The organism is Duganella sp. SG902 (assembly GCF_013376005.1).
In the GTDB taxonomy this organism is placed as follows: domain Bacteria; phylum Pseudomonadota; class Gammaproteobacteria; order Burkholderiales; family Burkholderiaceae_D; genus Rugamonas.
In genome coordinates, this window is the sequence record NZ_JABMJK010000011.1 from 177,112 (window position 1) to 202,227 (window position 25,116).

26 protein-coding genes and 1 tRNA gene are annotated in these 25,116 nt (G+C 65.7%); 15 read left to right on the forward strand and 12 right to left on the reverse strand.

From position 1 onward, the window contains the following. The first annotated feature begins 5 nt into the window (after window positions 1-5). A complete protein-coding gene (locus FHW83_RS22050) occupies window positions 6-392 on the forward strand; it encodes an HNH endonuclease (protein WP_229224300.1) in 387 nt (128 codons plus the stop codon). Here FHW83_RS22050 and FHW83_RS22055 read toward each other — a convergent pair whose 3' ends face one another. Both FHW83_RS22055 and FHW83_RS22060 read right to left on the reverse strand, forming a co-directional pair. Continuing rightward, the gene (locus FHW83_RS22055) at window positions 393-2,579 is read right to left on the reverse strand and encodes an acylase (RefSeq protein WP_176648505.1); all 2,187 of its coding nucleotides are present in this window, start codon (window positions 2,577-2,579) and stop codon (window positions 393-395) included. After that, window positions 2,579-3,415: a hypothetical protein gene (locus tag FHW83_RS22060; RefSeq protein WP_176648506.1), complete on the reverse strand. Its 837-nt coding sequence runs from the start codon at window positions 3,413-3,415 to the stop codon at window positions 2,579-2,581. Before FHW83_RS22060 ends, FHW83_RS22055 begins: the two co-directional genes overlap by 1 nt. Before the next feature lie 243 nt (window positions 3,416-3,658). On the opposite strand from FHW83_RS22060, the gene FHW83_RS30870 reads away from it, so the two are divergent. Then, window positions 3,659-4,333, forward strand: coding sequence for a PEP-CTERM sorting domain-containing protein (locus FHW83_RS30870; RefSeq protein WP_229224301.1), 675 nt, complete (start codon window positions 3,659-3,661; stop codon window positions 4,331-4,333). A gap of 78 nt (window positions 4,334-4,411) precedes the next feature. Next, entirely contained in the window at window positions 4,412-4,702 is a 291-nt protein-coding gene (locus FHW83_RS22070; protein ID WP_176648507.1) for a hypothetical protein, read from the forward strand. Between the two features lie 43 nt (window positions 4,703-4,745). On the opposite strand, the gene FHW83_RS22075 is transcribed toward FHW83_RS22070, so the two are convergent. Then, complete coding sequence (locus tag FHW83_RS22075; RefSeq protein WP_176648508.1) at window positions 4,746-4,952, reverse strand: hypothetical protein; 207 nt, start codon at window positions 4,950-4,952, stop codon at window positions 4,746-4,748. A 22-nt stretch (window positions 4,953-4,974) separates the two neighbouring features. Next, a tRNA-Leu gene (locus FHW83_RS22080) sits at window positions 4,975-5,059 on the reverse strand. Window positions 5,060-5,186: 127 nt separating this feature from the next. Here FHW83_RS22080 and FHW83_RS22085 point away from each other — a divergent pair. Then, window positions 5,187-6,056: a DUF72 domain-containing protein gene (locus FHW83_RS22085; RefSeq protein ID WP_176648509.1), complete on the forward strand. Its 870-nt coding sequence runs from the start codon at window positions 5,187-5,189 to the stop codon at window positions 6,054-6,056. Here the strand turns inward: FHW83_RS22085 and FHW83_RS22090 are convergent. Beyond that, window positions 6,048-7,313: a voltage-gated chloride channel family protein gene (locus tag FHW83_RS22090; protein ID WP_176648510.1), complete on the reverse strand. Its 1,266-nt coding sequence runs from the start codon at window positions 7,311-7,313 to the stop codon at window positions 6,048-6,050. The two genes, FHW83_RS22085 and FHW83_RS22090, sit on opposite strands and share 9 nt — an antisense overlap. 109 nt (window positions 7,314-7,422) lie before the next feature. Between FHW83_RS22090 and FHW83_RS22095 the strand changes: the two genes are divergently transcribed. After that, window positions 7,423-7,833: a hypothetical protein gene (locus FHW83_RS22095; protein ID WP_176648511.1), complete on the forward strand. Its 411-nt coding sequence runs from the start codon at window positions 7,423-7,425 to the stop codon at window positions 7,831-7,833. Between the two features lie 19 nt (window positions 7,834-7,852). Here FHW83_RS22095 and FHW83_RS22100 read toward each other — a convergent pair whose 3' ends face one another. After that, window positions 7,853-8,092, reverse strand: a complete 240-nt coding sequence (locus FHW83_RS22100) for a hypothetical protein (RefSeq protein ID WP_176648512.1) — start codon at window positions 8,090-8,092, stop codon at window positions 7,853-7,855. Between the two features lie 59 nt (window positions 8,093-8,151). Next, window positions 8,152-9,582, reverse strand: coding sequence for a M20/M25/M40 family metallo-hydrolase (locus tag FHW83_RS22105; protein ID WP_176648513.1), 1,431 nt, complete (start codon window positions 9,580-9,582; stop codon window positions 8,152-8,154). 128 nt (window positions 9,583-9,710) lie between these two features. Here FHW83_RS22105 and FHW83_RS22110 point away from each other — a divergent pair, with 128 nt between their 5' ends. From FHW83_RS22110 to FHW83_RS22145, 8 genes are all read left to right on the forward strand, one after another. After that, window positions 9,711-10,241 carry a GNAT family N-acetyltransferase gene (locus FHW83_RS22110; RefSeq protein ID WP_176648514.1) on the forward strand — a complete coding sequence of 177 codons (531 nt, stop codon included), beginning with the start codon at window positions 9,711-9,713 and terminating at the stop codon, window positions 10,239-10,241. A gap of 133 nt (window positions 10,242-10,374) precedes the next feature. Then, window positions 10,375-10,800, forward strand: coding sequence for a glycine zipper domain-containing protein (locus tag FHW83_RS22115; RefSeq protein WP_176648515.1), 426 nt, complete (start codon window positions 10,375-10,377; stop codon window positions 10,798-10,800). 75 nt (window positions 10,801-10,875) lie between these two features. Further along, window positions 10,876-11,910: a serine/threonine-protein kinase gene (locus FHW83_RS22120; protein ID WP_176648516.1), complete on the forward strand. Its 1,035-nt coding sequence runs from the start codon at window positions 10,876-10,878 to the stop codon at window positions 11,908-11,910. Beyond that, entirely contained in the window at window positions 11,907-14,339 is a 2,433-nt protein-coding gene (locus FHW83_RS22125) for an FtsW/RodA/SpoVE family cell cycle protein (RefSeq protein WP_229224302.1), read from the forward strand. Before FHW83_RS22120 ends, FHW83_RS22125 begins: the two co-directional genes overlap by 4 nt. 3 nt (window positions 14,340-14,342) lie before the next feature. After that, complete coding sequence (locus FHW83_RS22130) at window positions 14,343-15,890, forward strand: hypothetical protein (protein WP_176648517.1); 1,548 nt, start codon at window positions 14,343-14,345, stop codon at window positions 15,888-15,890. A 6-nt stretch (window positions 15,891-15,896) separates the two neighbouring features. Beyond that, the gene (locus FHW83_RS22135) at window positions 15,897-16,373 is read left to right on the forward strand and encodes an SH3 domain-containing protein (RefSeq protein ID WP_176648518.1); all 477 of its coding nucleotides are present in this window, start codon (window positions 15,897-15,899) and stop codon (window positions 16,371-16,373) included. Further along, a complete protein-coding gene (locus FHW83_RS22140) occupies window positions 16,370-17,437 on the forward strand; it encodes a PP2C family serine/threonine-protein phosphatase (protein WP_229224303.1) in 1,068 nt (355 codons plus the stop codon). The genes FHW83_RS22135 and FHW83_RS22140 overlap by 4 nt, the downstream gene beginning before the upstream one ends. Window positions 17,438-17,651: 214 nt before the next feature. Beyond that, window positions 17,652-19,064, forward strand: coding sequence for an FHA domain-containing protein (locus FHW83_RS22145; protein WP_229224304.1), 1,413 nt, complete (start codon window positions 17,652-17,654; stop codon window positions 19,062-19,064). An 88-nt stretch (window positions 19,065-19,152) separates the two neighbouring features. On the opposite strand, the gene FHW83_RS22150 is transcribed toward FHW83_RS22145, so the two are convergent. From FHW83_RS22150 to FHW83_RS22160, 3 genes are all read right to left on the reverse strand, one after another. Beyond that, complete coding sequence (locus tag FHW83_RS22150; RefSeq protein ID WP_176648520.1) at window positions 19,153-20,028, reverse strand: pirin family protein; 876 nt, start codon at window positions 20,026-20,028, stop codon at window positions 19,153-19,155. A 4-nt stretch (window positions 20,029-20,032) separates the two neighbouring features. Continuing rightward, on the reverse strand, window positions 20,033-20,431 hold the full coding sequence (locus FHW83_RS22155) for an OsmC family protein (protein WP_176648521.1): 399 nt from the start codon (window positions 20,429-20,431) through the stop codon (window positions 20,033-20,035). Window positions 20,432-20,506: 75 nt separating this feature from the next. Beyond that, on the reverse strand, window positions 20,507-20,791 hold the full coding sequence (locus tag FHW83_RS22160) for a DUF1330 domain-containing protein (RefSeq protein WP_176648522.1): 285 nt from the start codon (window positions 20,789-20,791) through the stop codon (window positions 20,507-20,509). 98 nt (window positions 20,792-20,889) lie between these two features. Here FHW83_RS22160 and FHW83_RS22165 point away from each other — a divergent pair, with 98 nt between their 5' ends. Both FHW83_RS22165 and FHW83_RS22170 read left to right on the forward strand, forming a co-directional pair. Beyond that, window positions 20,890-21,768: a LysR substrate-binding domain-containing protein gene (locus FHW83_RS22165; RefSeq protein WP_176648523.1), complete on the forward strand. Its 879-nt coding sequence runs from the start codon at window positions 20,890-20,892 to the stop codon at window positions 21,766-21,768. Window positions 21,769-21,825: 57 nt separating this feature from the next. Then, window positions 21,826-22,455, forward strand: a complete 630-nt coding sequence (locus FHW83_RS22170; protein ID WP_176648524.1) for a GNAT family N-acetyltransferase — start codon at window positions 21,826-21,828, stop codon at window positions 22,453-22,455. Here the strand turns inward: FHW83_RS22170 and FHW83_RS22175 are convergent. Both FHW83_RS22175 and FHW83_RS22180 read right to left on the reverse strand, forming a co-directional pair. Continuing rightward, complete coding sequence (locus tag FHW83_RS22175; protein ID WP_176648525.1) at window positions 22,439-22,783, reverse strand: zinc ribbon domain-containing protein YjdM; 345 nt, start codon at window positions 22,781-22,783, stop codon at window positions 22,439-22,441. The genes FHW83_RS22170 and FHW83_RS22175 overlap by 17 nt on opposite strands. Window positions 22,784-22,819: 36 nt before the next feature. Then, complete coding sequence (locus FHW83_RS22180) at window positions 22,820-25,114, reverse strand: SUMF1/EgtB/PvdO family nonheme iron enzyme (protein WP_176648526.1); 2,295 nt, start codon at window positions 25,112-25,114, stop codon at window positions 22,820-22,822. Between the last annotated feature and the right edge of the window lie 2 nt (window positions 25,115-25,116).

A 25,116-nucleotide genomic window follows, 5' to 3' on the forward strand; every position in this document is an offset into this window, starting at 1 on the left:
GGCGCATGATCTACTTAATTATCATCGCCGTGGTGCTGGCCCTCGGCTTCGCCTACTCCATCCTCGTCGCCAGCGCGAAGCCGGTGGTCGGGAGCGATTACTACAAGGTCTCGAGAGACGGCCGGGTGATGCTGTCCGCCGGTTCCAAGGTCAACGTGCTGAAACCGACGCTGTATCCGGAGGGTTTGAAGGTCAAGCTGCGCGGCGGCACGCGCGAGGGCGAGTTCTATGTCCACGACCTGGTGGCCGAGGCGTTCCTGCCAAACCCGAACAAGCTGCCGGCGGTGCGCCACCGCGACGGCAATGTGCGCAACAACCGCGTCGAGAACCTGCAATGGGTCCGGCTCAGCGACGTTGAACATCCCGAGCCGGTGGTATTTCCCCAGCCCTGATTACTCGCCCGGGTGGTAGCGGCGTTCGAGATGCTTCTCCACGTCCGCCTTGTAGAACAACACGTCCTTGAATTCCCCCCGCGCGTACATCGCGGCCTGGTCGTTGAAATGCGGCGAGGCCGGATTGCCGCTCTGGCCACCCGCCAGAATGCTGCGCGCCTTGATGCGCGGCCCGAACTCCACCGCCGCCACGAAGCTGTTGCCACGCTCGCCGTAGATCCGCCTGGTGGTCTGCTTTGAGGTCATGCCGTACGCCGCCAGCGAGCCCCAGTTGGCCGAGGCGAAAGCCACCGGCAGGCTAGGCTTGCTGTCGTCGAAGGGCTGCACCACGTCGCCGGTGAGACGCTGGAAGCGGTTGATCTCGCCCCAAGGCGTTTGCCAGCTGCCGAAATCGGCGCTCAATTTGGCGCTGGCGCGCTCCAGCGCCTCAATGCGCTGCGCCGGGGTGACGGCGGCCTGGATGTAATCCAGCATCTGCACCTCTTTCGCCTTGGCCGAAGGCTGCCACGTGGTCCACAAGTCCTGCGCCCAGTAGATCGCCAGCGACGTGGCGGTCGATTCCAGCGTGTAGCGCATGTCCCAGCCTCGCAGCGCGGCGATCTGCGGCGCCAGCGCGGCTTTGCGCGCATCGTCGGCTGGCAGCGCGTCGTAGGCTTCGAACAGTTGCGGCAGCAGCGGTTCAAACGCCGGCAGCTGATTGTCGTAGGAAGCGGCGATCAGGCTGTCGATGGTGAAGTCCTTCTTGTTTTCCAGCACGCGTACGGCATGGATGCCGCGCGGGTTCTCGGGATTCATCGACATGTAGGCCGGATAATCCTTCACCTTGGGACTGTAGGCGCCGGCGGCGGTGTAAGGCCAGTTATTGGTATTCTGGATCCAGCCATTCCCGGGGTTGAACAGCGTGATGGTCTCCTTCACCTCGTGCAGGCCTTGCCATTCCGTGGCCGGGTCGCTGCCATCCACCGGATGCTTCCAGTCGAAGCGCGGATCGCGGCGCGGGATGAAGTTCCCGTGGAAGTAAGCGATATTGCCATCGGCATCCGCGTACACGGTGTTGTTGGAGGAGTTGGTGCGCAACGTCATCGACTTATAAAAGTCCTTGTAGTTGCGCGCCTTGGTGCGGATGAAGGATTGCGTCAGCGCCTTCAAGGGCTCGTTCATCAGGCGCACCGCCACCCACTTGCCATCCTTGGCGCGCACGATGGGGCCGTGGTGGCTGTAGTAGACGCGCACCGTCTTGCTGGCCATGCCGTCCTTGGTCTTGTATGGCAGCGAGATGTCCACGGCTTTCAGCGGACGCTGTTCGCCGCCGTATTGGTAGAAGAACCGCCCGTCCTTCTCGCTGATGGTTTCGAGGTACTCGTCGATCACGTCGCCGCCGCCGGAGGTGTGCATCCAGCCCACGCGGTCATTAAAGCCCTGGTAGACGAAGAACTGGCCCCACGTCACCGCGCCATAGGCGTTCAGACCCTGTTCGCTGTGGACCTGAATCTCGGGGCGGAAATAGAACGAGGTGTGCGGGTTGATCATCAACAGCGCATGGCCGTTGCGCGTGTTCGACGGCGCGATGGCGAAGCCGTTGGAACCGCCCGGTTCCTTGTTCATGTCGACGCGGTCGTTGGACGACAGCAGCACCGGCAGCGTGGCGCCGTTGGCGTACAGCGCTTGCAGCTGCTTGATGTCGATGGTCTCGATATCGCCACCGATGCTGCCTTCGCTGAAGCTGAGCGCCATCCATGGCTCGAAGCGCGTGAGCAGCGCGGGCTTCACCTCGGGATGCGTTTGCAGATAGTAGTTCAGGCCATCGGCCCAGGCGTTCATCAGCTTCTTCAACCATGCCGGCGCGACGGCGTACTGGCGCTTGAGTTCATCCGGATTGATGAACAGCTTCATGCGCAGGTCTTTATACAGCTCGGCTTCGCCCTCCACTTCCGCCAGGCGGCCCATGGCGTTGATGAAGTTGAGCTCCACCCGGTGGAAATCATCCTCGGCCTGGGCGTAGACCATGCCGAACACCGCGTCCGCATCGGTCTTGCCGTAGATATGCGGGATGCCCCAATGATCGCGCAGGATGGTGACGCGCTTGGCGACGGCCTTGAGCCTCGCCGTCTCGCCCACCGGGGCGGCGGGCGCCGCCACCACGGCGCCGGCGGCAACCAGGCAAGCCAGTGCGACCGGGGCGCGCATCAGGCGTTGACCAGTTCGGAGATGCGGCGTTGCAGGACGGTGATCTCTTCCAGCAGGGCGGCGTTCTTTTCGCGCAGCGCGATATTCTCGGCGCGCAGCTCGGCCACGTCGGTCGGGATATCGCCGTAATCGACCGGCGCGGCCTTGGACTCCTTCGCTTCCTTGGCCGGCCGCGAGGCCGCGCGCAGTTCGCGCACTTCCTTGGCCGCCTTTTGCAGCTCCTTCTTGCCGCCGGCCACGGCGGCCAGCTGCGCATCCTCGGGCAGCGAGGCCACGGTGGCGGCCGCGTTGATCGAAATGGTGCCGGCGCGGACCGCCTCCACCAGTTCCGGCGTGGCGGTCTTCTGGATTTTTTCGATCTGACCCAGGGTCGCCGTGCTCAGGCGGGCGGCGCGGGCGATGTCCTCGCGCGAGGCCAGCGGCATGGCGGCCGGCTTTTTCGGCGCGGCGTCACCTTCCTGCGGCGCGATGCGGGCGTCCTCGGCGGCGGCTTCGGCGGCCAGTTCCAGCGCGCGCGCGGCCATGATTTCCTTCTTGCGCAGCGCCAGCACGCCGCGCTGGAAATCGGAAATGCTGCGGCGGCCCAGGTTGTTATCGATCATCCACAGCTTGACGTCTTCCAGGTTGCGGAAGCTGGTGTTCTCGACCACCTTGAATGGAATGCCGTGCTGCTGGCAGATCTGGTAGCGGTTGTGGCCGTCCACCAGCACGTCTTCCCACAACACCAGCGCGTCGCGGCAGCCTTCGCTGAGGATGCTGCGCTCCAGCGCCTGGTATTCACTCTCGGTCAGCGGCTCAATGTAAGCACGCAGTACATCGTTAATTTTGATCTGCATAGGTATCCTTCAAATCCGTCCAGCATTCTACTAAGGCAGTTTTAAGAAAGCAAAATTACACTTCTGTTCAGTCAAACGAGCTTTCTCCGCCAATTGACCAAAAGCCCCGACAGGTTCTCCGCCTGACCGGGGCTTTTCTTTTTGCGGAATAACAACATAGATTCCACTCTGATAACTAAATTATCCTAGATTCATGTTACCTTAGATGTATTGCAGTAAATATTAATTCTTTGGAGAAATAACATGAAGGCAAAAACCTCTCTCAAGCTGGCCGCTTTCGCAGTCGCCGCCGCTTTCAGCCACCTGGCAGGCGCGGTGGTCACCGATCTCACCGGTCAATATGCGCTGCAATCGTCCGCCACCGCCGTGGTTGGCGAAACCAATCAATATGTGTTCACCTACCAGGTCACCAACCTGGGCCAGGGCGTCCCCGGCACCCAGACCGGCCTGGATGGCTTGACCATCTACGTGCCGACCGCCGCCACCTTCATCGGCGCCACGGCGCCGGCGCCTTACATCGGCGCCCCGGGCTTCTGGAGCACCGGCTTCTCGAGCGGCCTCGACCTGGCACTCGGCGGCTCGAACACTTCCCAAAATATGACCGCGCCGGCCGGCTATCAAGCCTTCACCTTCTGGGGCCAGTACACCGAATCGGTGTACCAGATCGGCGGCAGCGCCACCTTCACCATCACGCTCGGCAACGTGTCGGTCGGCGAGAACACGGTCGGCATCTCGTCCTACTATGGTGGCTGGACCCCGCCGCAGGAATACGTGAACAACCAGTACGGCAACTACACCACCTTCACCGCCAGCGCGGTATCGGCTGTCGCCGTTGTGCCGGAGCCGGAAACCTATGCCATGCTGCTGGCCGGCCTGGGCCTGATGGGGGCGATCGCGCGTCGCCGCCGCCAAGGCTGAGTTTTCCCCGCTTCAATAAAAACGCGCTACGGCGCGTTTTTTTATGCCATGATTCGGCTTCAACAATAAGGATTTAACATGGTTAACTACATCATCCGCGTCTCCTACCCCGCCGCCAACGGCGACACCTTCGACCGCCTGAATGTCGAGCTGGCGAAATTCAACGTCGCCGGCGCCATCAAGGCGGACGACGGCAAGGGCTACTACCTGCCGCAAGGCGAGTACTGCTACAGCGGCAACGAGACCATCAACGAAGTGCGCGACGCCGTGTTCCGCCTCGCCAGCACCATCCAGCCGGAGCCGCAAGTGCTGGTGGTGGAAGTGACGACCCTGTCGTGGGCGGGCTTCAAGCTGGTGGAAGGCACCTGAGCCCCTGCTCGGCAACACGAGCCCGCCACACGTGCGGGCTTTTTTATGGGCGAGGTGTGTCGCGCTGGGCCTTGGCGGCGGCCTTGATGTCGGCGCACGACATCGGCTTGCCGTTCTTCGCGGCCTCGGCCTCCAGTTGCTGGCAGCCGCTGTAGTTGTGCCAGAACACCAGCACGTAGCCGGCCACGCCCAGCAGCACCGCGACCATCGCGCAGGCCAACAGCAATTTGACAGTTTTTTCGGAAGCCATTTTTTGTAGGGAATTGAGGAGGTGGTGCCTCGAGCCGGAATCGAACCGGCACGCCTTGCGGCGGGAGATTTTAAGTCTCCTGTGTCTACCGATTTCACCATCGAGGCCCACACAAGCCCGATATTATGCCACGAACCGGCAGTAACTGCCAGACAACTATCACCATCGAAGCGCCAACCGCCGGTTGGTGCGCCAGCGTACTTCTGGCGTTCGCGGATCTGGCTATAGTCAGGCATGGGAAAAATCTATATCGGCATCTCCGGTTGGCGCTACAAGCCGTGGCGCGGCGCGTTTTATCCGCCGGACCTGGCGCAGTCGCGCGAGCTGGAGTTCGCCGCGCGCGCGGTGCCGACCATCGAGCTCAACGGGTCCTTCTACTCGCTACAGCGGCCGTCCAGCTATGCGGCCTGGTACGAGGCCACGCCTAAAGGTTTCGTATTCAGTCACAAGGGCAATCGCTACCTGACGCATATCCTGCGTCTGGGCGAGAACATCGAACCGGCGCTGGCCAACGTGATGGCGTCCGGCGTCTTCAATCTGCGGGAGAAACTGGGGCCGTTCCTGTGGCAGCTGCCGCCGAACTTCCGGTTCGACGCTCAGCGACTCGAGCGCTTTTTCCGCTTGCTGCCGCATGACCTGGAGCAGGCGCAAGCGCTGGCGCGCCGGCACGAGCCGCGCATGAACGGGCGCGTCGCGCTCGAGATCGACGCCAATCACAAGCTGCGCCACGCGCTCGAGGTGCGGCATGAGAGTTTCAACGACCCGGCGTTTGTGGCGCTGCTGCGCGAGTACCGGGTGGCGCTGGTGGTGGCCGACAGCGCCGGCAAGTGGCCAGATTATGAGGACGTGAGCGCCGATTTCATGTATCTGCGCCTGCACGGCGCCGAAGAGTTGTACGCCAGCGGCTACAACGACGCGGCGCTCGATCGCTGGGCCGCGCGCATCCGGGCATGGTCGCGTGGCGGCCAGCCGGCGGATGCTAAACTGATATCGCGGCAACCGCCGCCACGTCGCGCCAGCCGCGATATCTACTGCTATTTCGATAACGACATCAAGGTGCACGCGCCGTTCGATGCGCAGCGGCTGATCGAGCGCTTACGTTGACGGCGGTTTGCGGTCGCTCGCCACCGGCGGCAGGCGGTGCTTGAGCGCCCCCACGCGTTGCGCGCGGTAGATGCCGCTGTGGCCGGAGAACAGGTAGGCCACCACACACGCCAGCGCGGCGTAGGGTCCGATCTGCGGGCCGAACAATTCCATCGCCATGATGGTGGACGCCAGCGGCGTGTTGGCCGCGCCCGCGAACACCGCAACGAATCCCAGTCCCGCCAACAGCGCGAACGGCAAGTGCAGCAACGGCGCCAGCGCGTTGCCTAGCGTCGCGCCGATGTAGAACAATGGCGTCACCTCGCCGCCCTTGAAGCCGCTGCCCAGCGAGCCGACGGTGAAGATGAACTTGCCAAGGAAATCCCACGGCGCCACCGGCTGCTGGAACGCCTCCACGATCACCGGAATACCGAGGCCGATGTAGCGCGTGCCCAGCCACCAGACAGCCAGCGCCACCACCGCGCCGCCCAGCATCGGCCGCAGCGGCGCATAGGCGATTTGACGTTTCATGAAAGCCGACGCGGCATGGGTGGATTTGGCGAACGCCATCCCCGCCAGCCCAAACAGCATGCCCGCGGCCAGCACGGCGGCCACGCTCCACAAAGTGATCGGCACGATGCCGCCGATGGCGTAATGGGTGTGATGCACGCCCCAGGCCATGCCGACCTGGTCGGCGGCGATGGCGGCCACTATGCAGGGGAAGATGGCGTCGTAGCGCATGCGGCCGATGGCCAGCACTTCCAGCCCGAAGATGGCGCCGGCCAGCGGCGTGCCGAACACGGACGCGAAACCGGCGCTAATGCCGGCCATCAGCACGATGCGGCGCTCGGCGTGGCGCAGGCGGAAGATATGGGTGAGTTGATCGGCCAGCGTGCCGCCCATCTGCACCGCCGTGCCTTCGCGGCCCACCGAGGCGCCGAACCAGTGCGACACCACGGTGCCGATCAGCACCAGCGGCGCCATGCGCAGCGGCACCACGTTTTTGGGATCGTGGATCTCGTCGATCAGCAGGTTGTTGCCGGCCTCGACGCTGCTGCCCAGCTTGAGATACACCCAGCCGACCGCGAAGCCGGCCAGCGGCAGCAGCCAGATAATCCAGCGATGCGCTTCGCGCCAGTGGGTGGCGTAGTCGAGCGCAAACAGAAAAAACGCCGACGCCGTGCCGCTCAGGACCGCCACCAGCCCGGCGAGCAAGGTCCATTTGCCGATATACGGTAGCAAGGTGATTGGTTCAGGTAGGCGCGATATTTTTCTCATGTGCATCGGATACTAACAAATCCACTGAGATGGATCAAATCGCCGGCACATAGGTCTAAGACCTTATCACCCCGCCATTGCCAGGACAGCTCGACAGGAGGACGATTTCATGATGGAGGAGCGCGTAGCTCAACTTGAAGCAGCCACCGGCCGCAATACCGCCGCGCTCGCTGCGCTGGAGAACGAAATGCACAGCCGATTCAATCGCATCGCGACCGAACTGAGCGAGCAGTATATGGAGCGCCGCATCATTGAATTCCGCGCCGACGTGGACCGTCGCTTCACAGAAATGCAGGAAAACACCGACCGGCGGTTCATGGAAATGCGAGAGGATATCGCGCAGCGCTTCGACCACGTGAGCAAGCAATTCGACCAAGTGGACGGACGTCTGGACCGGATGGAAGGCGCCACAGAGAACCTGCGCAACGACCTGCAAAGTTTCACCCGATGGATGATCGGCAGCCAGATTACCGTCATATTGGCCCTCGCGGCAATGGCTGCCAAGACCTTCCTCAATTAGGGCGGCCGCACCCTGCCGCTCAAGCCATCCTGATGGTCGGGTTGGCGATGATGTTATCGATCTGCACCTGTGCCTCGGCGCAGGCGGCATGAAGCGCCTCGTCCTCGGTCGGACGCACGAATTGCATGGTGGCGCCTTCGAAGATCTCTTCGCCATGCGCGGTCACGCGAGCCAGGTCGCAGCTCGCGCTCCATTGATGGTCGGCGGTCGGCAGCGCGGTCGGAATGATGGCCCAGCCTTTGTAATGAAGCTTGCTCATGATGCCCTCCTTACTCATGCTTTCAGCATAGCACCAATACCGTCCGGCCGCCGTCCGCTTCACTCCTGCTGCGGAGGCACGCGGCCGATGTTCTCCTCCATATTGGCCAGGTACCAGGTCAGCGCGGTCATCACCGCCACGTGGCGCTTCAGCTCCAGCGGATTGACCTTGTCCAAGGTGTCGGCCGGCGTATGGTGATAATTGAAGTACGCGCTCGAATCGACCAGCGGCTCGAACACCGGCACGCCGGCGCGCTCCAGCGGACCGGTGTCGGCCGCGCCGGCGATGTCGTGACGCTCGAAGATGCCGGCGCCGATCGGCTCCAGCGCGGCCTTCAGCGGCGCGAAATACTTCACCATCGGAGGCGTCACGCTGCCGATAAAGCCAAACGGACGACCGCCGCCGCTGTCGGATTCGATCGCGGCGAAGTGCTTGTCCAGCTTGTCCTTGTTGGCGTCAAAGTAAGCCTTGCCGCCACGGGTGCCGTTTTCCTCGTTCATCCAGGCGATCACGCGGATGGTGCGGCGCGGCTTGAGGTTCAGTTTTTTCAGCGTATCGATCACCGCCATCGCGCCGGCCACGCCGGTGCCGTCGTCGTGCGCGCCGGTGGCCAGGTCCCAGGAATCGAGGTGGCCGGAGACGATCACCACCTCGTCCGCCTTGTCGGTGCCCGGCAGGTCGGCGATCACGTTGTAGCTGTCGACTTCGGGCAGGTTTTGCGGCGTCAGGGTCAGGCGCATTTTCAGCGGGCCGCGCGCCGACAGGCGGCTCATCAGCATCGCATCCTCGGCCGTCACGGCGCCGGCGGGAATGCGCGCGCCCTCCACCACGCCGGTGGCGCCGGTGTGCGGGATGCGGTAGTTGGCGCCGCCGACCGAGCGCACCAGCGCCGCCGCCGCGCCCATGTCCGCCGCCAGCTTGGGACCGGCGAAACGGAAGCCGGCGCCGCGGCCATAGGCCGGCCCGGCGTGGCCGCGATCGGCCATTTCCTGGTCGAACGCCACGTCGAACAGCACGATGCTGCCCTTGACCTGCGCCGCCTTGGCCTTCAATTCATCGAAACTGCGCACGATGAGCACCGGCGCGGTCAGGCCGGCGGCCGGCGTGGCGCCCGAGCCGCCCAGCGCGGTCAGCACCACCTTCTGCGTGATGCCGGCCGGACGGCCCGTGTACTCCACCAGTTCGGCCGACTCGGCGCCGCGCACCCAGTGCGGCACCTTGACCGGCTGCAGCGTCACCTTGGCGCCCAGCTTGCGCATGGCTTCCGCCACCTGCTCCACCGCCGCCGCCGCGCCGGGGGAACCGGACAGGCGCGGGCCGACCAGGTCGGTCAGGTCGGCCAGGCGCTCGTAGGCCCAATCACTCTTCATCGCGTTGTCGCGGATCTGGTTCAGCGTGGCAGGGTCGTTGGGGGCGGCGCTGGCGCCGACACACAGCAGGCTTGTGGCCAGCACGGTCAGCGAAAGGGATTTCTGGAGGACGGATTTCATGCGATTCCTGTAGAGATAAAGAGTGGGTAGCAGGAAACGATAACCGATCGTGATGAACTTGTCATCCATATTGATTTGCTATCGGAGTTGCACTACCATGAAACTTCATCTGCCTGAAGAAAGCGCCTATGCTCAAGGGTCAACTCTGCACCGTTCGTCATCTGGTGACCGCCGATCTGAACACCTTCATCGCCCTGGTCAACGACCTGCCCTCACGCGGCGACTATTTCTCCAGCCACTTCAAATCGCCCGAAACCATGCGCAAGGAGTTCATGCAGCACGGTTTTGTCAGCGAGGACAGCGAACTGTTCGTGATCGAGGACGCGCTGCACCACGTGGTGGGGGTGATCACCCATTTCAAAACCCGCACGCCGGTGGCGCGTGAAATCGGCTACCGGCTGTTCGACCGGAAGCTGGCGGGGCGCGGATATGTAACGGAAGCGTGCCGCCTGCTGGTCGATTACCTGTTCAATGTCCACCCTTACCATCGGCTGGAGCTGCTGACGGCGCCGGAGAACGTGGCCTCGGTGCGGATCGCGCAAAAATGCGGCTTCCAGGCCGAAGGCACGTTGCGCCAATCCTTCTTCATCAACGGCCAGTACAGGGACGTGACGGTGTTCAGCCTGCTGCGGCCGGAGTGGGAGCGAGAACGTCTCTAATTGTTACAAGGCATTACCGCGCGAGCCGGTTTGTAAGCATGTGTATAAGACGTGGCAATAATTTTTCAGGGATTTATAGTGGAGTCACTGGCTAGCGAATCATTCCGGTTCAGGCCACAGCAAGGGGATTACCATGTTGAGCAAAAAATTATTGGGTGTAGCGTTACTGACCGTAGCAGCGGTATCGTCGTCGGCATACGCAGGCGACCGTGATTTCAACACGGTGGCCGGGGCTGTGGTCGGTGCCGCCATCGGCAACAGCGCCGGCGGCCGCGATGGCGCCATCGTCGGCGGCCTGGTTGGCGCGGCCGTGGGCAACAGCATCCGCACCTCGGACGACCGCTATTATCGCGGCCGTGACCGCGGCTACGTCGAAACCCGCGTCTACACCCAGCCCGCACCGGTGTACTACGAGCGCCCGGCGCCAGTGTACTACGCGCCGCCGGTACGCTACTACCAACCGCCTCCACGCGTGGTCTACGTTGAGCCGGCCCGCCCGTACTACCGCGAAGAGCGCTGGGAGCGCCGCCACTACCACCACGATCGCTGGGATCGTTAATCTCCCGGCCACCAGCCCCGGATTTTCCGGGGCTTTTTTTCGTCCCTCCGCTAGGCATCCGCGACGGGGGGAATCATGACGACAGCAGACGCAATCATCGCTTTGGAACTGGGCCACTACCGGCTGCGCGAGCAGATCGGCGGATCGGCCTACGGCATTATCTGGCGTGCCAGCGGGCCGCAGGCCACGCGCGACGTGGCCATCAAGTTAATCAATCGGGAACAGATGGCGCGCGCCCTGCCCGCCCAGCGCGAGCGCTGGATCGCCGCCGCCGATAACGAGATCGCGTTCCTGCGGTCGCTGGAGCCATGGGACGAGCGCCACATCGTGCGCCTGCTGGACAGCGGCTGGCACCAGGGCCTGCCCGTTCTGGCGCTGGAATTGATGAGCTCCGACCTGGGCAGGCACATGGCGGCGCTCAAGGGACGCGGCGAGCCCCTGCCGCTGGCGCAGGCGCTGGGCTGGATCGCCCAGCTCAATCAGGCGCTGGCCAAGGTGCATCAATATGGTTGGCGCTATCTGGACCTGAAGCCGGCCAACGTGCTGCTGGATGCCCATCTGAACACCGTCAAGCTGGCCGATTTCGGCACCAACCGCGCGTTGGACAGCCTGCAGCCACACTCGTACGCCGGCACCGCCAACTGGCAGGCGCCGGAGCAGTTCTTCCCGGCCGGCGACGGCGCCTATGCCACCGGCGCGCGCAGCGATTACTTCTCGCTGGGCGCGTTGCTGTACTTTCTGGTGACAGGCGCGCCGCTGCGTTTTTGCAGCGAGTGCGGCCAGGCCTATCGCGAACATCATGTGGCGGGGGCGGATCTGCTGCGCGGCCGGAATGGCGGCGAGATTCCGGCCGCGCTGCAACCGGAGGAGGAACAACGCTTTGCCGCCACCCTCCCCGCCGACAAGCGCGATGCCGCGCTGGAGCTGCTGCGCGCCCTGCTGCAAATCGATCCAGCGCGGCGGCCGCGCCACGCGCTCCAGATCAGCCGCATGCTGAACGCGGTCCAGGGCGTGAAGACGGCGCGCGGCACGTTCGACGCCGCCGATCCGGTGCTGGCGATGCGCCGGCCTTCCGCCATCAATGGCTGGCAAACCATGCAGGCGGCATGATGCGTACCTCCGCCTCCCGCGTTGCGCCGCATCCCGCCGGCAGCCTCACCGCAAACCTGGCCGAGGGGCTGGCAAGCCTGCTGCGGGCGGGCCGAAGGGCCGCGCTGCGTCACAGCGGCATGGCGTGCACGCTCGCCTTGCTGGCGGTCCTCAGCGGCTTGCAGGCACTGGCGCTGTTGCGCGCGCCGGCCGCATGGCTGCCCTCCGCCATCACCGTCAACCTCGCCGCCGGCAACGTCGTCACGCTGGGGCAGCGCGAACTGGCCGCGCCGCAAACGGACCGCAACCACCTGTCACTGCGCCGCAACGCCGAAGGCCGCTGGTTCCTGCGTAACCTGAGCGCCTCCCGGCCGGCGGTGCTGCTGCGCGACACGCACGAGCAACGCCTTGGCAGCGCCGATCTGCAAGGGGTGCGGCGGTTCCAGATCGATGGCGCCGTATTCGACATGCGCGCCGCCGACGCGCGCAGCGTGCGCTTCACCCGCGACGGCCGCGAATGGCGCTATGACGGCGCGGTGCTGTATCGCGACGGGCGGCAGCAAGCCAGCTGCCCGGATGCGCGGATCTCGGGCAAGCTGCTGGCGGCGTGGAACCGCGTCATGCCGCAGCCGCTGACGATCGCACGTCCGCTGAGCTTTGGCGGCAACCTGTATTGCGACAACCGGCTGGGACTCGCGCAGGTAACGCCGGGCGCCGCCCAGGTGGCGCGGATCGACGGACGCCTGCAACTCTCGGCCGGCAATCCCGATGGCGACCGCGCCGCCGTGCTGGTGGAACAGGCCGACTTGCGCAAGCAGGAGGCGGCCCTGGACGGCGTGAACGCGATCATGATCGGCCGCACGCGACTGCAGCTGTCCATCAACGGCGAACAATTGACGCTGCATCCCGGCCGTCACGTCACGCTATACAGCGAACCGGAACTGAAGCTGCCGGAGCACATTCGCTGGGAGTGGCAACAGCGCGCGCTGTTCAGCGGCGGCCCGACCGGCACGGTGCTCGCGGTCCTTGCACTCTCGCTCGTGTGCGTGGGCGTCGCCGCCCTCATCCCGTCGGCCCGCGCGGCGCGGCTGGCGGAAGCGGCGGCGGGACTGGCGTCCGCGGGCATGCTGGCGGCGGGCGTGACCGCGCTGGTGGCGCAGCGCACCGGCTATCCGCCAAGCGCCGCCTGTTCGCTGCTGCTCGGCGCCGGCGCGCTGCTGCTCTGGCTTGCGCTGCCGGAGCCTGGCCCGCGCCGCCTGACGCTGGCGACAGCGACCGGCGCCATCCTGCTGGCCGCCGGCCTGCTGGCGCAGCTGGAACTGGGGCTCGGCGCGCTGGAATCGTCCTGGCTGCGCTACTACCAGAAGTCCGCCGCCATGCTGGCCATCGGCGCCGGGCTGGGGGCATTGCTGCGCACATGGGCGCACCATCATGCCGCGCGCGGCGGCCAGCTGCAACAACGCACCATCGAATGGATACTGGCGCTGTTCGCCGCCGCCGCGCTGGCCGCGCTGGCCGCGCAAGTGCTGTGGGGCGATGAAACCGGCGTCTTCGACCTGCAACCGGTGGAGCTGGCCAAACTCGCCCTGACCGCCCTGGCCGCCCACTGCCTGGCCCTGCGCTTCAACTGGCATAACGGGCCGCAGCGGCTGGCCGACCACGGCGCCCGCTGGCTGCGGCTGATCGCCCCCGCGCTGCTGTTCCTGGCCCTGCTCGGCCTCGCGCTGGTGCAGGTGGACGACTTCTCGCCATTGATCCTGCTGCTGGTGTGGAGCACCGGCATGGGCCTGGCCTACGCCGTCGCCGCTCGCAACCGTCCGCTGGCCGCGTTCCTGCTCGGCGGCGCCATGCTGGCCGCCGGCGGCGTGATCTACCTGCGTCTGGCCGGCACCGATGACCTGATACGCTGGGGCTTCTACGCCGACCGCTTCCTGGTCTGGCTCAATCCCGCCGAGCACCCGCACACCGGCCAACAATTGCTGCTGGGCGCGCGCGCCATCGGCGACGGCGGCTGGTTCGGCGCCGACCACTGGCTCGGCCTGCGCACCCTCGGCCAAGTTGCCGGCGAAGTGGTGCGGATCCCCGCCGTGCAGGACGACTTCGCGGCCTCGTTCTTCCTCAACCGTCACGGCCTGCTGGGCGGGCTGCTGCTGTGGGCGGTGCAGGCGGCGTTTCTGATCGGGCTCCTGCTGTGCGCCCTGCGCGCCTATCGCCACGGCGCGGCGGCGCGCAACTTCCGCCAGGCCTGGCTGGGGCGCTTCCGCTACTTCGCCCTGTGCGGCGGCGGCGCGTTCGTGCTGGGGCATTTCCTGCTTTCGTGGGGCACCAACCTGGCGATCTTCCCCATCATGGGACAGCCGATGAGTTTTCTGTCGGCCGGCGGCAGCCACCTGCTGTTTTTCCTGTGCCCCCTGCTTACCTTCAGTGCGATATCTTCCGAAGGAGTCTGAATCATGCCGACCTATGTCCAACACGCCGTCCTGGGACGCATTCCGGACGTGTTCAACGCCGAGGCCATCTGGCAAACGCCCGGCCTGGCCTTGTTCTCCCGCCGTCCGCTGCTGCGCGACCTGCTGGAACGCAGCCCGCGCGAGCATCGCGGCCGCGCCGCCACGCGCTGCTTCTCGCACGTGACGCTGATGCTGCCGCAGGAAGACGTCGACGACGACTATCACCTCACCCGCGGCGCCCGCGCGCGCGACCTCGCGCAAACGCTGGCCGCCTTGCACCAGAAGGACTTCGGCGACCTGCTCGGCAGCGACCAGGTCCGCTACGACGTGGTCGGCCATGCCGACCTGGCCCCCGGCGAGATCGAGGTCAAGTTCGGCCACGCGGTGTACCTGCCCGCACCCGATGAGCAAATCCTCTACAACGTCAGCGTGTCGCGCGACAGCGCCATCTGGCACCCGGTATGCCCGATCTATCCCAACCAGCGTCTGGCGCTGATCGGCGGCCAGGGCGGCGAGGCCAGCGCGGTGGCGCAGGGCTGGCCCTTCGGCCCGGACGCCGCCGTGCTGATACTGAACGACGGCCCGGACGCCCCACCCGTGGTGCAGATGCGCCCCAAGGACGCCTTCGATTGCCAGTACGATCCGCGCAGCGGCTACCACACCATCAAATCGCGCCGCGAGCCGCAAGGCGGCCAGCGGCTGCTGCTGAAAATCGCGCGTACCGGGATTGCGCCGGCGGCCTCCGGCAGCGCCTCCAGTCGTCCGGCCGTTTGGCAAAGCCGGGCCGGCGCCGCCGTCACGCCTGCCAGTGCGCGCACCGGGGCCGCGCCGATCGACCTGACCGCCGTGCCGGCGGCCGCCAGCCACAAGCCAGCCAATCGCCCCGGCGAGAGCGACGCCACCTACGCGCCGATCGCGCAGCAACGCGTCAGCCTGGTGGCGCTGGCCCTGCCGCGCCTCAGCCGCTACCGCGACACCGGCGCGCAGGCGCTGGAACTCCCGTTCAACAACGCCCTCGCGCTATCGGCCGACGCCCAGCCGGCAATCAGCCTGATGGTCGACGCGGCCGACAATCTGTACGCCTGCACCGCCGAGGGCCGGCAACGCATCGAGGCCCCCGCCAGCTTCGCGCCGGTGGATACACGCGCGCTGCGCCTGCTGCCGGCAGCCCCCGAAATGGCCGACCGCTATCGCGCCATCGTCTGCCTCGCCCAGCCGGTCAGCACCGGCGTCGCCAGCGGCGCGCGCTTCACCTTCGGCCGCAATTCACCGATGCTGTCTGCCTTGCGCCTGCTCGATTCGCCGCGCTTCCTCAAGCGCGCCGATGGCGCGCATGCGGCCAGCGCGGACCGCATCGGCCTGTCGCGCAACGCCTTCAGCTTTGAAGCCGGCGCCAAAGGTTACACCATCGGCCGCCTGAGCGAAACGCAGGCGCTCTATCACCTGGACGAGCAACTGCAATTCGTCGCCACGGTGGGCGCGGCGCCCTACCTGCTGCCGCACGGCCACCACCTGGCGGCGGGCCACTATGTGCTGCGCTTCGAGGTCTGAGCCGCCATGGACGCCGTCAAACTCCACGCCGTCGCGGCCTTCGCCGCAGGCCTGATCATCACGCTGTTCCTGGCGGCCTACCTGACGCCGCGCGGCTGGTGGCGGCGTCCCAACGCGCGCGCGCTGTTCATCATGATGGCCGGCGCGTGGGGCTTCGGCAGCCTGATTTTATACGCCACCCATGGCGCCACCGCCGCCCACGCCAGCCCCGTCACGCCCTCGTCCGCCCCCGCCGTTCTGGTCAGCGCAACAACCATCGATGGCACAAGCACCGCCGGCCGCGCGTTCCGCGTCCACCGCGACCTGAATCTGCGTGCCGCGCCCGGTGTGCATGCCGCGCGCGTCGGCGTGGTGCCGGCCGGCGCCAGCGTCACCTCCACCGGCGAACGCAATGGCGACTGGTGGCAAATCCAGGCCACCATCGAGGGCCGCGAACAAACCGGATGGGCCAGCAGCCTGTGGCTGCGCCGGAGCAGCGAATGACCACCGCCGCCGGCGTTTTTTCAGCTAAGCTGTGGCCTTTCGCATCCCGCGCGCCAGCGCCCGCACCGATGACCCGCATCACCGACCAACTCAACTTCGGCCCTGTACTGGACATCGCGGCCCGCAGCGCCGCCAGCATCAGCAAACTGCAAGTGCCGGAGAACCAGGACAACCTGCTGATCATCGACGCCGAAGGCCGCGCGGTCCTGCTGCGCAACCAGTCGCCGCGGACCACCACGCTGGGCGATTGGCCGCACGGCCACGTGCGCGTCGCGGTCCTCGACGGCATGGGCGGCCACGGACACGGGCGCCAGGCCGCCGAAGCCGTGGCCACCGGCCTGCTGCAAATCCCCGCCTGCAGCACGCAGGAACAACTCAACGCCCACCTCGACCTGCTGCACCATCAATTGCAGGCGCGCTTCAGCCGCCCGGACGACCACGACACCTTCCGCCGCCCCGGCACCACGCTCACGCTGCTGGAAATCCCGCCGGGCCAACCGCCGATGCTGTTCCACGCCGGCGACTCGCGGCTGTACGAAATCACGCCCCATGCCACGCAAGCGCTGACGGTGGACCATGTCCCCGCCACCGCGTTCGCCATGCACGGCCTGCTGGGCGAGGACGAATGGTGGCAACAGGTACACGGCGAGCATCGGGCGCAAATCTCGCAGGCCTACATCCTCGGCAACGCCTTCGTCAATCCGCAAATCCTGGACGATGGCCTGCTGCCGCTGGACGGGGCCAACCTGCCACCGTTCCTGCGGCACTTGGCCGACCGCCGCGCCATCACGCCGCAGGCCGGCGCCACCTACCTGTTGGCCACCGACGGCTTCTGGTCGTGCGCCCGTCCGCTGGCGTGGATCGCGCGTTGGCCGGCATTGCTGGACCAGCCCAGCGCCGGCGCCGCGCTCGACGCCCTGTTCAACGACTATGCCCACAACCCGCCGCCGCAACTCCACATCGACAACCTGAGCGCCATCGTGATCCGCTTCCGCGCGCCGGAAAATAGCGGAAATGTTGACGAAACAGCACTACCAACAGCAGCAATTCCGTCGCATTTTTGAAATGTGCACAGAGCCGTCGCAAAAATGGTTGCGAAGTTTGCCAAACAGAGTGAAAACCGCATAAACTGACAGGTATCCCATCGGTCGGTTTGTCATGAAAAAATGCAGTAATGCCCAGCACCCGCACTGCACTTATTGGGTCTTGCCGGGAGAGCAAAATTGCGAAGGCGGCCACGCCCAAGCAACGCCTTCCAGCTTCGACCTGTTGACTGCTTTGCGCACTTCCCGTGCCGCCTCCCCGGCCACGGCGCTGGATGCCGTCCCTGCCGCCGAAACCCAAGCCGCCAGCCACTACGCCCGCCCGCTGCAACGCGCGCAGGCGGAACGTCCGCAACTGCACATCAGTGGCTTCGACCCGCGCGCCGCCGGCGGCCGCCAGACGCTGAAGATGGAACTGCGCGGCATGCCCGAGGCGTGCGCGCCGCAACTGACGCTGCAATTGCAATCGGACCTGATCCCGCACGGCGCCTCGCGCCAGCAATTCGTGCGCGCCGTGGATGGCGAATGGCGTCCGGTGTTCGTCGAGTTTTCCTCGCGCGGCAAGGAGCACGGCCAGTACCAGATCAGCATCGAGCTGCTGAGCCAACACGCCGGCATGGCCGCGCGCAAATGGGTGTGCACCTTCGTGATCCTGGTGCCGCGGCTGGACGCCACGCTGACCGAGATCCACCGCATCTTCCTCAGCACCCACAAGAACGTGCGCGTGATGGCGGACGACGCCTCCATCGCCCGCGTCAGCGCGCAAGGCGGCGACAGTCTCGATATCGACGTCACCGCCCGCAACGCCGGCATCGCGCACCTGGACCTGAACGCGCCGGCCGGCAAGGTGGACCTGGGCTTCTCCACCATCGCCTGGGACGAGGACCTGATCGAAATCGACATGCCGCAAGCGGCCGCGCTGCATCCGCACCCCAGCGCCGCCGCCTCGCTGGTGAACGCGGCGCCGGAAGCCGGCGCGCAGCGACAGATTCGCCTGTTCGCCATGGACGACTGCGTGATCGGCCGCTTTGAGCTGGTCGATCCGGAAGCGGACGTGCTGCTGACCCACTACACGGCCGATGGCCAGGACACCAACGGCCTCACACGCCGCCTGTCCGGCCGCCACGCCATCATCCGCCGCTCCGGCCTGGGGTTTGAAATTGAAGACGTCTCGCGCTACGGCATCCTGCTGGATGGCGTCTGGCCGGGCAAGCACAAGCCGACCGCGCTGCGGCTGGGCATGCGGATTGAATTCAGCGCCAGCATCAAGGGGATCGTGACGCTGTCGGTATCGGCCATCATGCCGCACGGCGTGATCCTGCACCGTGTGGACCACGGCGCCAATGCCGAAAGCTTCTATCTGCTGGCGCCGGAAACCCATCCCGGCTACCCGGTCAAATCGTTCGCCGCCGCGCCGCATGCGGCCGCGCTGCCGCTGCTGTTCCATCGCGGCGGCGGTTTCTGGCATCTCGATCAGCTGACCGGCAAGGAAACCGCGCTGGCGCCGACCGTCTCGCTGGATAAGCTGAGCCGCGTGCCGCGCCACACCCGCTTCGCCAGCGATCCCTATCCGGAACACTGGATCATCCGCACCGGCGGCAGCGACATGGTCAGCACCGTGGCGGCGAACGCCATGTCCACCGCCTGACGACCGTCATTCCCGCGCAGGCGGGAATCCATACGTCGCGTACCTGGTCTGCTCAGCATGGGTTCCCGCCTGCGCGGGAACGACGGGATCAGGTCTTTCTGGCTGGCAGAGGAATCCACTCCGTTTCACCAGGCACTTTAGGGAAGCGCTGCGCCTCCCAATCCTCGCCTGCCTGCACAATGCGCTCCTTGCTCGACGAGACGAAGTTCCACGACATGAAACGATGGCCGTCCAGCGGCTCGCCGCCGATGACGACGAAACGCGCCTCAGTGTTGGCCTTGACGCGGCGCGTGTCGGCGGTATTCAGCAATGCCATGTTATGCAACTCCAGCGCGGCGCCATCCACTTCCAGCTGACCGCTGATCGGATAGATCGCCGCCTCCGCCGGCAAACCGTTCAGCGCCAGTTCATGGCCCGGCTTGAGGGCGATGTCCAGGTACAGCGTCTGGCTGTAAGTCTGCACCGGCGAGGTCTGGCCGAAAGCGGAGCCAATCAGCACACGGATATCTGCGCCATCCACCGTCAATTCCGGAATCGCGCTGGACGGCGTGTGGCAGAAGCCCGGCTCCGTTTCCTCGTGCGCCACCGGCAGCGCCGCCCACAATTGCAGACCGTGCGTGCGGTGCGGCACGCCGACCAGATCCTTAGGCGTGCGCTCCGAGTGGACGATGCCGCGGCCGGCCGTCATCCAGTTGATCGCGCCCGGTTCGATGCGCTGGAAAGTGCCCAGGCTGTCGCGGTGATCCATCGCGCCTTCAAACAAGTAAGTCACCGTCGCCAGGCCGATATGCGGATGCGGGCGCACATCGTGATCGGCGTCGGCCGGCACATCCACAGGGCCGAAATGGTCGAAGAAAATGAACGGGCCAACGGCCTGTTTGACCGCCGACGGCAAATAGCGGCGCACCACAAAACCGCCGCCCAAATCCTTTTCATGGCCCTTCAACAGATTGGATATCGTCATGGTCTTACCCCAGCACGGTGGTGACTTCGGTGGTCACGGACGTCATCAGCTTATGGATCGGGCACTTCTGCGCGGCGGCCAGCAGTTCGGCGCGTTGCGCCTCGGTCAGGTCGCCGGTGACGTGCAAGGTCGCATGCAGGCGGTAGATGCCCTGGCGCTCCTCGCTGGCGTCGCGCTCCATGCTCACTTCAACGTGCTCCAGCGGGATGTTCTTGCGCTTGGCGTACCACACCACCGTCAGCGCCTTGCATGCGCTCAGCGCCGCGTCGTACAGATCATGCGGGGACGGGCCGGCGTCATTGCCGCCCTCCTCCACCGAACCGTCGGTGGAGATAATGTGGTTGCGCACGTGGACGATGTGGCGCATCGGCAGGGATTGATCGCGCAGGGCTTTGATAGTCATTCGGTGTTCCTTGTGGCGGTTGAATCAGAACCAACAATGTACACCGAATGAAGGGGTTGCGCTTCTACTATAAGGCTACGCGCCGACCAACACCATCGAGAAATCGGCGCCGGACTGGCGCAGCGCCTTGAGGCGGGTATGTTCGGGGTCGTTGTACCAGGCTTGCGCCTGTTCGGCGGATGGGAATTCGATCACCACCATCGTCTCCGGCAGCGCGGGCGCGCCCTCCATCGCCTGCGGCGGCGACTTTGCCACCAGCTTGCCGCCGTGTTTCGCGGTCAGCGCCGGCATATGGGCGCCGTATTCCTTCTGCCATTCCGTGCTGCGCAGGGTTGCGTATCCGATTGCGTATGCTGCCATGATGACCTCCTGTGGTTTGTGTGACTTCATTATCATCACAATCCGTTTAGACATAAATGCGATAGAATTTCACTCACCCCTAACAATTAGTTTCGAATATGAGCGACAAGCTACGCAGCATGGAGGTGTTCGTTGCCGCGGCCACGGCGGGCAGCTTTGCGGCGGCGGCACAGACGCTGGAAATATCGGCGGTCATGGTGGGCAAACACGTGCAGGCGCTGGAGCAGCAGCTGGGCGCGCGCCTGATCGAGCGCAGCACACGCCGGCAAACCCTGACCGAGATCGGCGCCGCCTACCTCGAACGCTGCCGCGACGTGCTGGCCAGCGTGGACGCGGCGGACCACGTGGCGGAAAACCTGCGCGCCGAACCGCAAGGCAGTTTGCGCATCTCGGCGCCGGCGACATACGGCGAACAGCGCCTCACACCCGTCATCGCGGCCTACACGGCGCGCTATCCCAAGGTGCGCGTCGACTTGGTACTCAGCAACCGGGTGATTGACATGGCGGAGGAAGGCGTGGACGTCACCATTCGCTCCGGACCGATCACCGACACCGCGTTGATCGCCCGTCCGCTGCAACCGGGGCGCGTGCTGGTGGCGGCCAGCCCCGCTTATCTGAAGAAGCACGGCACGCCGCGACACCCGTCGGACCTCGAGCGGCACAACTGCCTGGTGTTCGCGGGCGGCGCCACCACCTGGCGCTTCCAGCGCGGCGAAGAAAAGGTGGCAGTCAACGCGCGCGGCACGCTGGTCAGCAACACCGGCGCCTCGCTGGTGATTGCGGCCATCGCCGGCATGGGCGTCGTCATGCAAGCGGACGTGCTGATGGAGCCGGCCCTGAAAGCCGGAGAGTTGGTGCGTCTACTGCCAAAATGGGAACTGCCCAGCCGCGCCATGCACATCCTGCGCCGCCCCGAAGCCAGGCCATCCGCCAAAGTCCGCAGTTTCGTCGACTTCGCGCTGGAGCGGCTCGGCTAACGGCCTCGTGACACGCAGCATGGCGTCTTGCGGTAAACTTCCGGCATGGATAAACAGATGACTGCCGAACTGCTGGAAAGCTGGCTGCGCGCGCGCTCGATTGCGCGCAATCTGCCGCAACCCGTGCCCGATCGCGGCGGACTGCGCCTCGAGACCAATAGCGCCGACGAGTTGCGCCGCTATGTGTTCGCAGGCCCATCCCCCGTCATTACCGAACTGGCGCTATCGATCGATCAACCGCACGTGTTCATCAAGATGTGCGGAACAGGCGCGCGCCTGCAGTCGCTGGTCACGCCCAAGTGGCAGTTGCAGCCGATCGGTTATCTCATGATCAGGGACGCGGGCCGCAATCCCGTGCCATCGCTGCCGCCGGGCTACTGGCTGCAGGTGCAGACCGAAGGCGCCGTCACGACCGCGCGCATCTTCGCGGAGGACGACACGCTCGCCGCCAGCGGCTATGCGGCGGAACATGAGGGCGTGTTCATCTTCGACCGCATCGCCACCGCGCCAACGCACCAGCATCAAGGACTGGGCGCCGCCGTCATGGCGGCGTTGGGAACGGCGCAGCAATCGCAAGCCGCGCGGCGCGTGCTGGTGGCGACCGAGGCCGGGCGGGGACTCTACGCCACACTGGGCTGGAGCGTGCTCTCGCCCTTCGCCACGGTGACGATCACACCACCTTTTTAACGAACTCCGTCTTCAGGCTCATGGCGCCGAAACCATCGATCTTGCAGTCGATGTCGTGATCGGCATCGACCAGGCGGATGTTCTTCACCTTGGTGCCGACTTTCACCACACCGCCGCCGCCCTTCAGCTTCAAGTCCTTGATGACGGTGACGGTATCGCCGTCCTGCAGCACATTGCCGACCGCATCGCGATACACGCGGGCGCCTTCCTCGGCCGCTTCGGCGGCGCCGGCGGTCCACTCGTGTGCGCACTCGGGGCACACCAGGTTGGCCCCATCTTCATAGGTGTATTCGGAACTGCATTTAGGGCATGGGGGCAAGGCGCTCATAAGTGATCCTGACTTTTCAAAGGCCAGCAGTATACCTTATGCCAGCTTGCGTGCGACCCGGAAGCCGACGATGTCATTCGCCAGCACGGCTGAAAAGCCATTGCGCACCGCCGACCGCAGATAGCGCGGGTTATATAGCCAGGAGCCGCCGCGCAGCACGCGCCGCACCGGATCGCCGCCCTCTTCCCACGCGCTGCCATCGACCGGCGCGCCGACGTAGTTATCGTGCACCACGTCCTGCGTCCACTCCCACACGTTGCCGTGCATGTCGAACAGGCCCCAGGGATTGGGCTGATACGCGCCAACCTTGGTGGTGCCCTGCACGTAGGCGCCGCGCTGGCCGCCGTTGTAGGTGTAGTGGCCGTCGTAGTTGGCCTGCTCGGTGCTGATGGTATCGCCAAAGCTGAACGCGGTCCTGGTGCCCGCGCGGCAGGCGTACTCCCACTCCGCCTCGGTCGGCAGGCGGTACACCTGCCCCGTTTTCTCCGACAGCCAGCGCAGGTAAAGCTGCGCGTCCATCCAGCTGACCCCGACCACCGGATGTTCGTCGGTCTGCGCGAAACCGGGCGCGCGCCAGTCGGTATCGGACTGCGACTCCCAGCCGGTATCCTTGACGAAGCGCCGCCACTGGCCCACCGTCACCGGATAACGCCCCATCGCAAACGAATGTTCAATGCCCACCCAGCGCTGCGGCAGTTCGCGCTCAAGCCAGTTTTTTTGCGCGCCGGCCTTCACCGCCTGCGCCTGCTCATGTTCGTGGGAGCCCATCTGGAAACGGCCGGTGGGAATCAGCACCAGGTCAGGTCCCGCGCCCGTCCCGTCGAGGAAGCGGTCTCGCAGCACCCCATTGGCGTCAGCCACCGGCGTGGTGGCGGTCATCGCCGCCAGTTCGGCCGCGTGGCGCTCCGCCTGTTGCTTGCGATGCCGCTCCTGCTCCTGGCGATACGCCACTTCCGCCTTCAGCTGCGCGGCCTTGCGCTGCTGTTCCTCGCGTTCCTCGCGCGCTTTTTTGGCGTCGGCTTCGCGGCGCGCCAGCAATTGCTCACGCAATGCCTGCTTGCGCGCCTGCGCCGCGGCTTCCGCCTCGGCGCGCTGCTTCGCTTCCAGGGCGCGGCGCTGCTGTTCCTGGCGCTGTTTTTCGGCCGCCGCCGCCTGCGCCTCGGCTTGGCGGCGCGCAGCCAGTTCGGCCACCATCACCTTGCGCTTTTCCTCATCCGCGCGCGCCTTCTCCGCTTTCTCGGCCTGCGCCGCCTGCTCCTGCTTGCGCTGCTGTTCGCGCGCTTCGCGCTCGCGTGCCGCCTGCGCCGCCACTTCCGCCTCGGTCGGACCGGCGGCGCGGCCCAACGCCGCCAACAACTCGTTCACCGATGCCGGACGGCGCTCCGCCAGGTACGCGAAGCCGTCCTGCAGCACCCTCCACTGGCGCTCGTTCAAGCCACGCGGCGGCGACGGATGAAAATCCGCGGGACGCATATCGTCGAACGGCATGCGGCCTTCCAGCAACTGGTAGATCATCACCGCCACCGCGTACACGTCCAGCCGGGGCGCGGGCTGGCGCTGATGCGTGCCGGATTCCGGCGCGCGATAGCCGGCGGTGCCGGCGTTCGGCGTCTGCAAGCCAAGGCTGCTACCCGCGCTGCGCGCGCGTGAGGCGATGCCGAAGTCGAGCAGCTTGATCTCGCCGCGCTGGGTCAGGAATACGTTGCCCGGTTTGATATCGCGGTGCACCAGCTTGTGCTTGTCCCAAGCGTATTGCAGCGCCTCGCCCACCGGCGACAGCAGCTTGAGCACCGCCTCCAGCGTGAGCTGTCCCTGCTCGGCCAGATAGGCATCCAGGTCCTGCCCTTCCAGGTACTCCATGATGATGAAGTAGCTCGACGTGGCAGGATCCTGCGCCCACTCGTACACACGGACGATATTCTCATGCGCCAGCTTGCGCGCCTGCGTGGCCTCTTCGATCAGCAGCTTGGCGTGGGTGGCGCTTTGGGTCAGCTGCGGCGGCAGGATCTTCAGGGCCACCAGCTCGCTGTGGCCCAGCTCCGCGTGGGTGGCCAGGTCGGTGGCGAGCCACACCTGCCCCATGCCGCCCATGCCGATCAGGCGCTCCAGCCGGTAGCGGCGGTTTTGCGGGCCGATCTCCTGCCCGGTCATCAATCCCAGCTCGGTGCCCTGACGCTGAGCCAAAGCCGCAGGCGCGGCACTGCCTCCCGGCGGCGCGTATTCCGCGTCGAGGATGGCGTTCTTGCGACGGTCGAACTCCTGGAGACTCAACAAACCGTCATCATGTAAGGCCCGCAGTTCGCGGATCTTGTCTCTTGCTGTTTGCATCATTC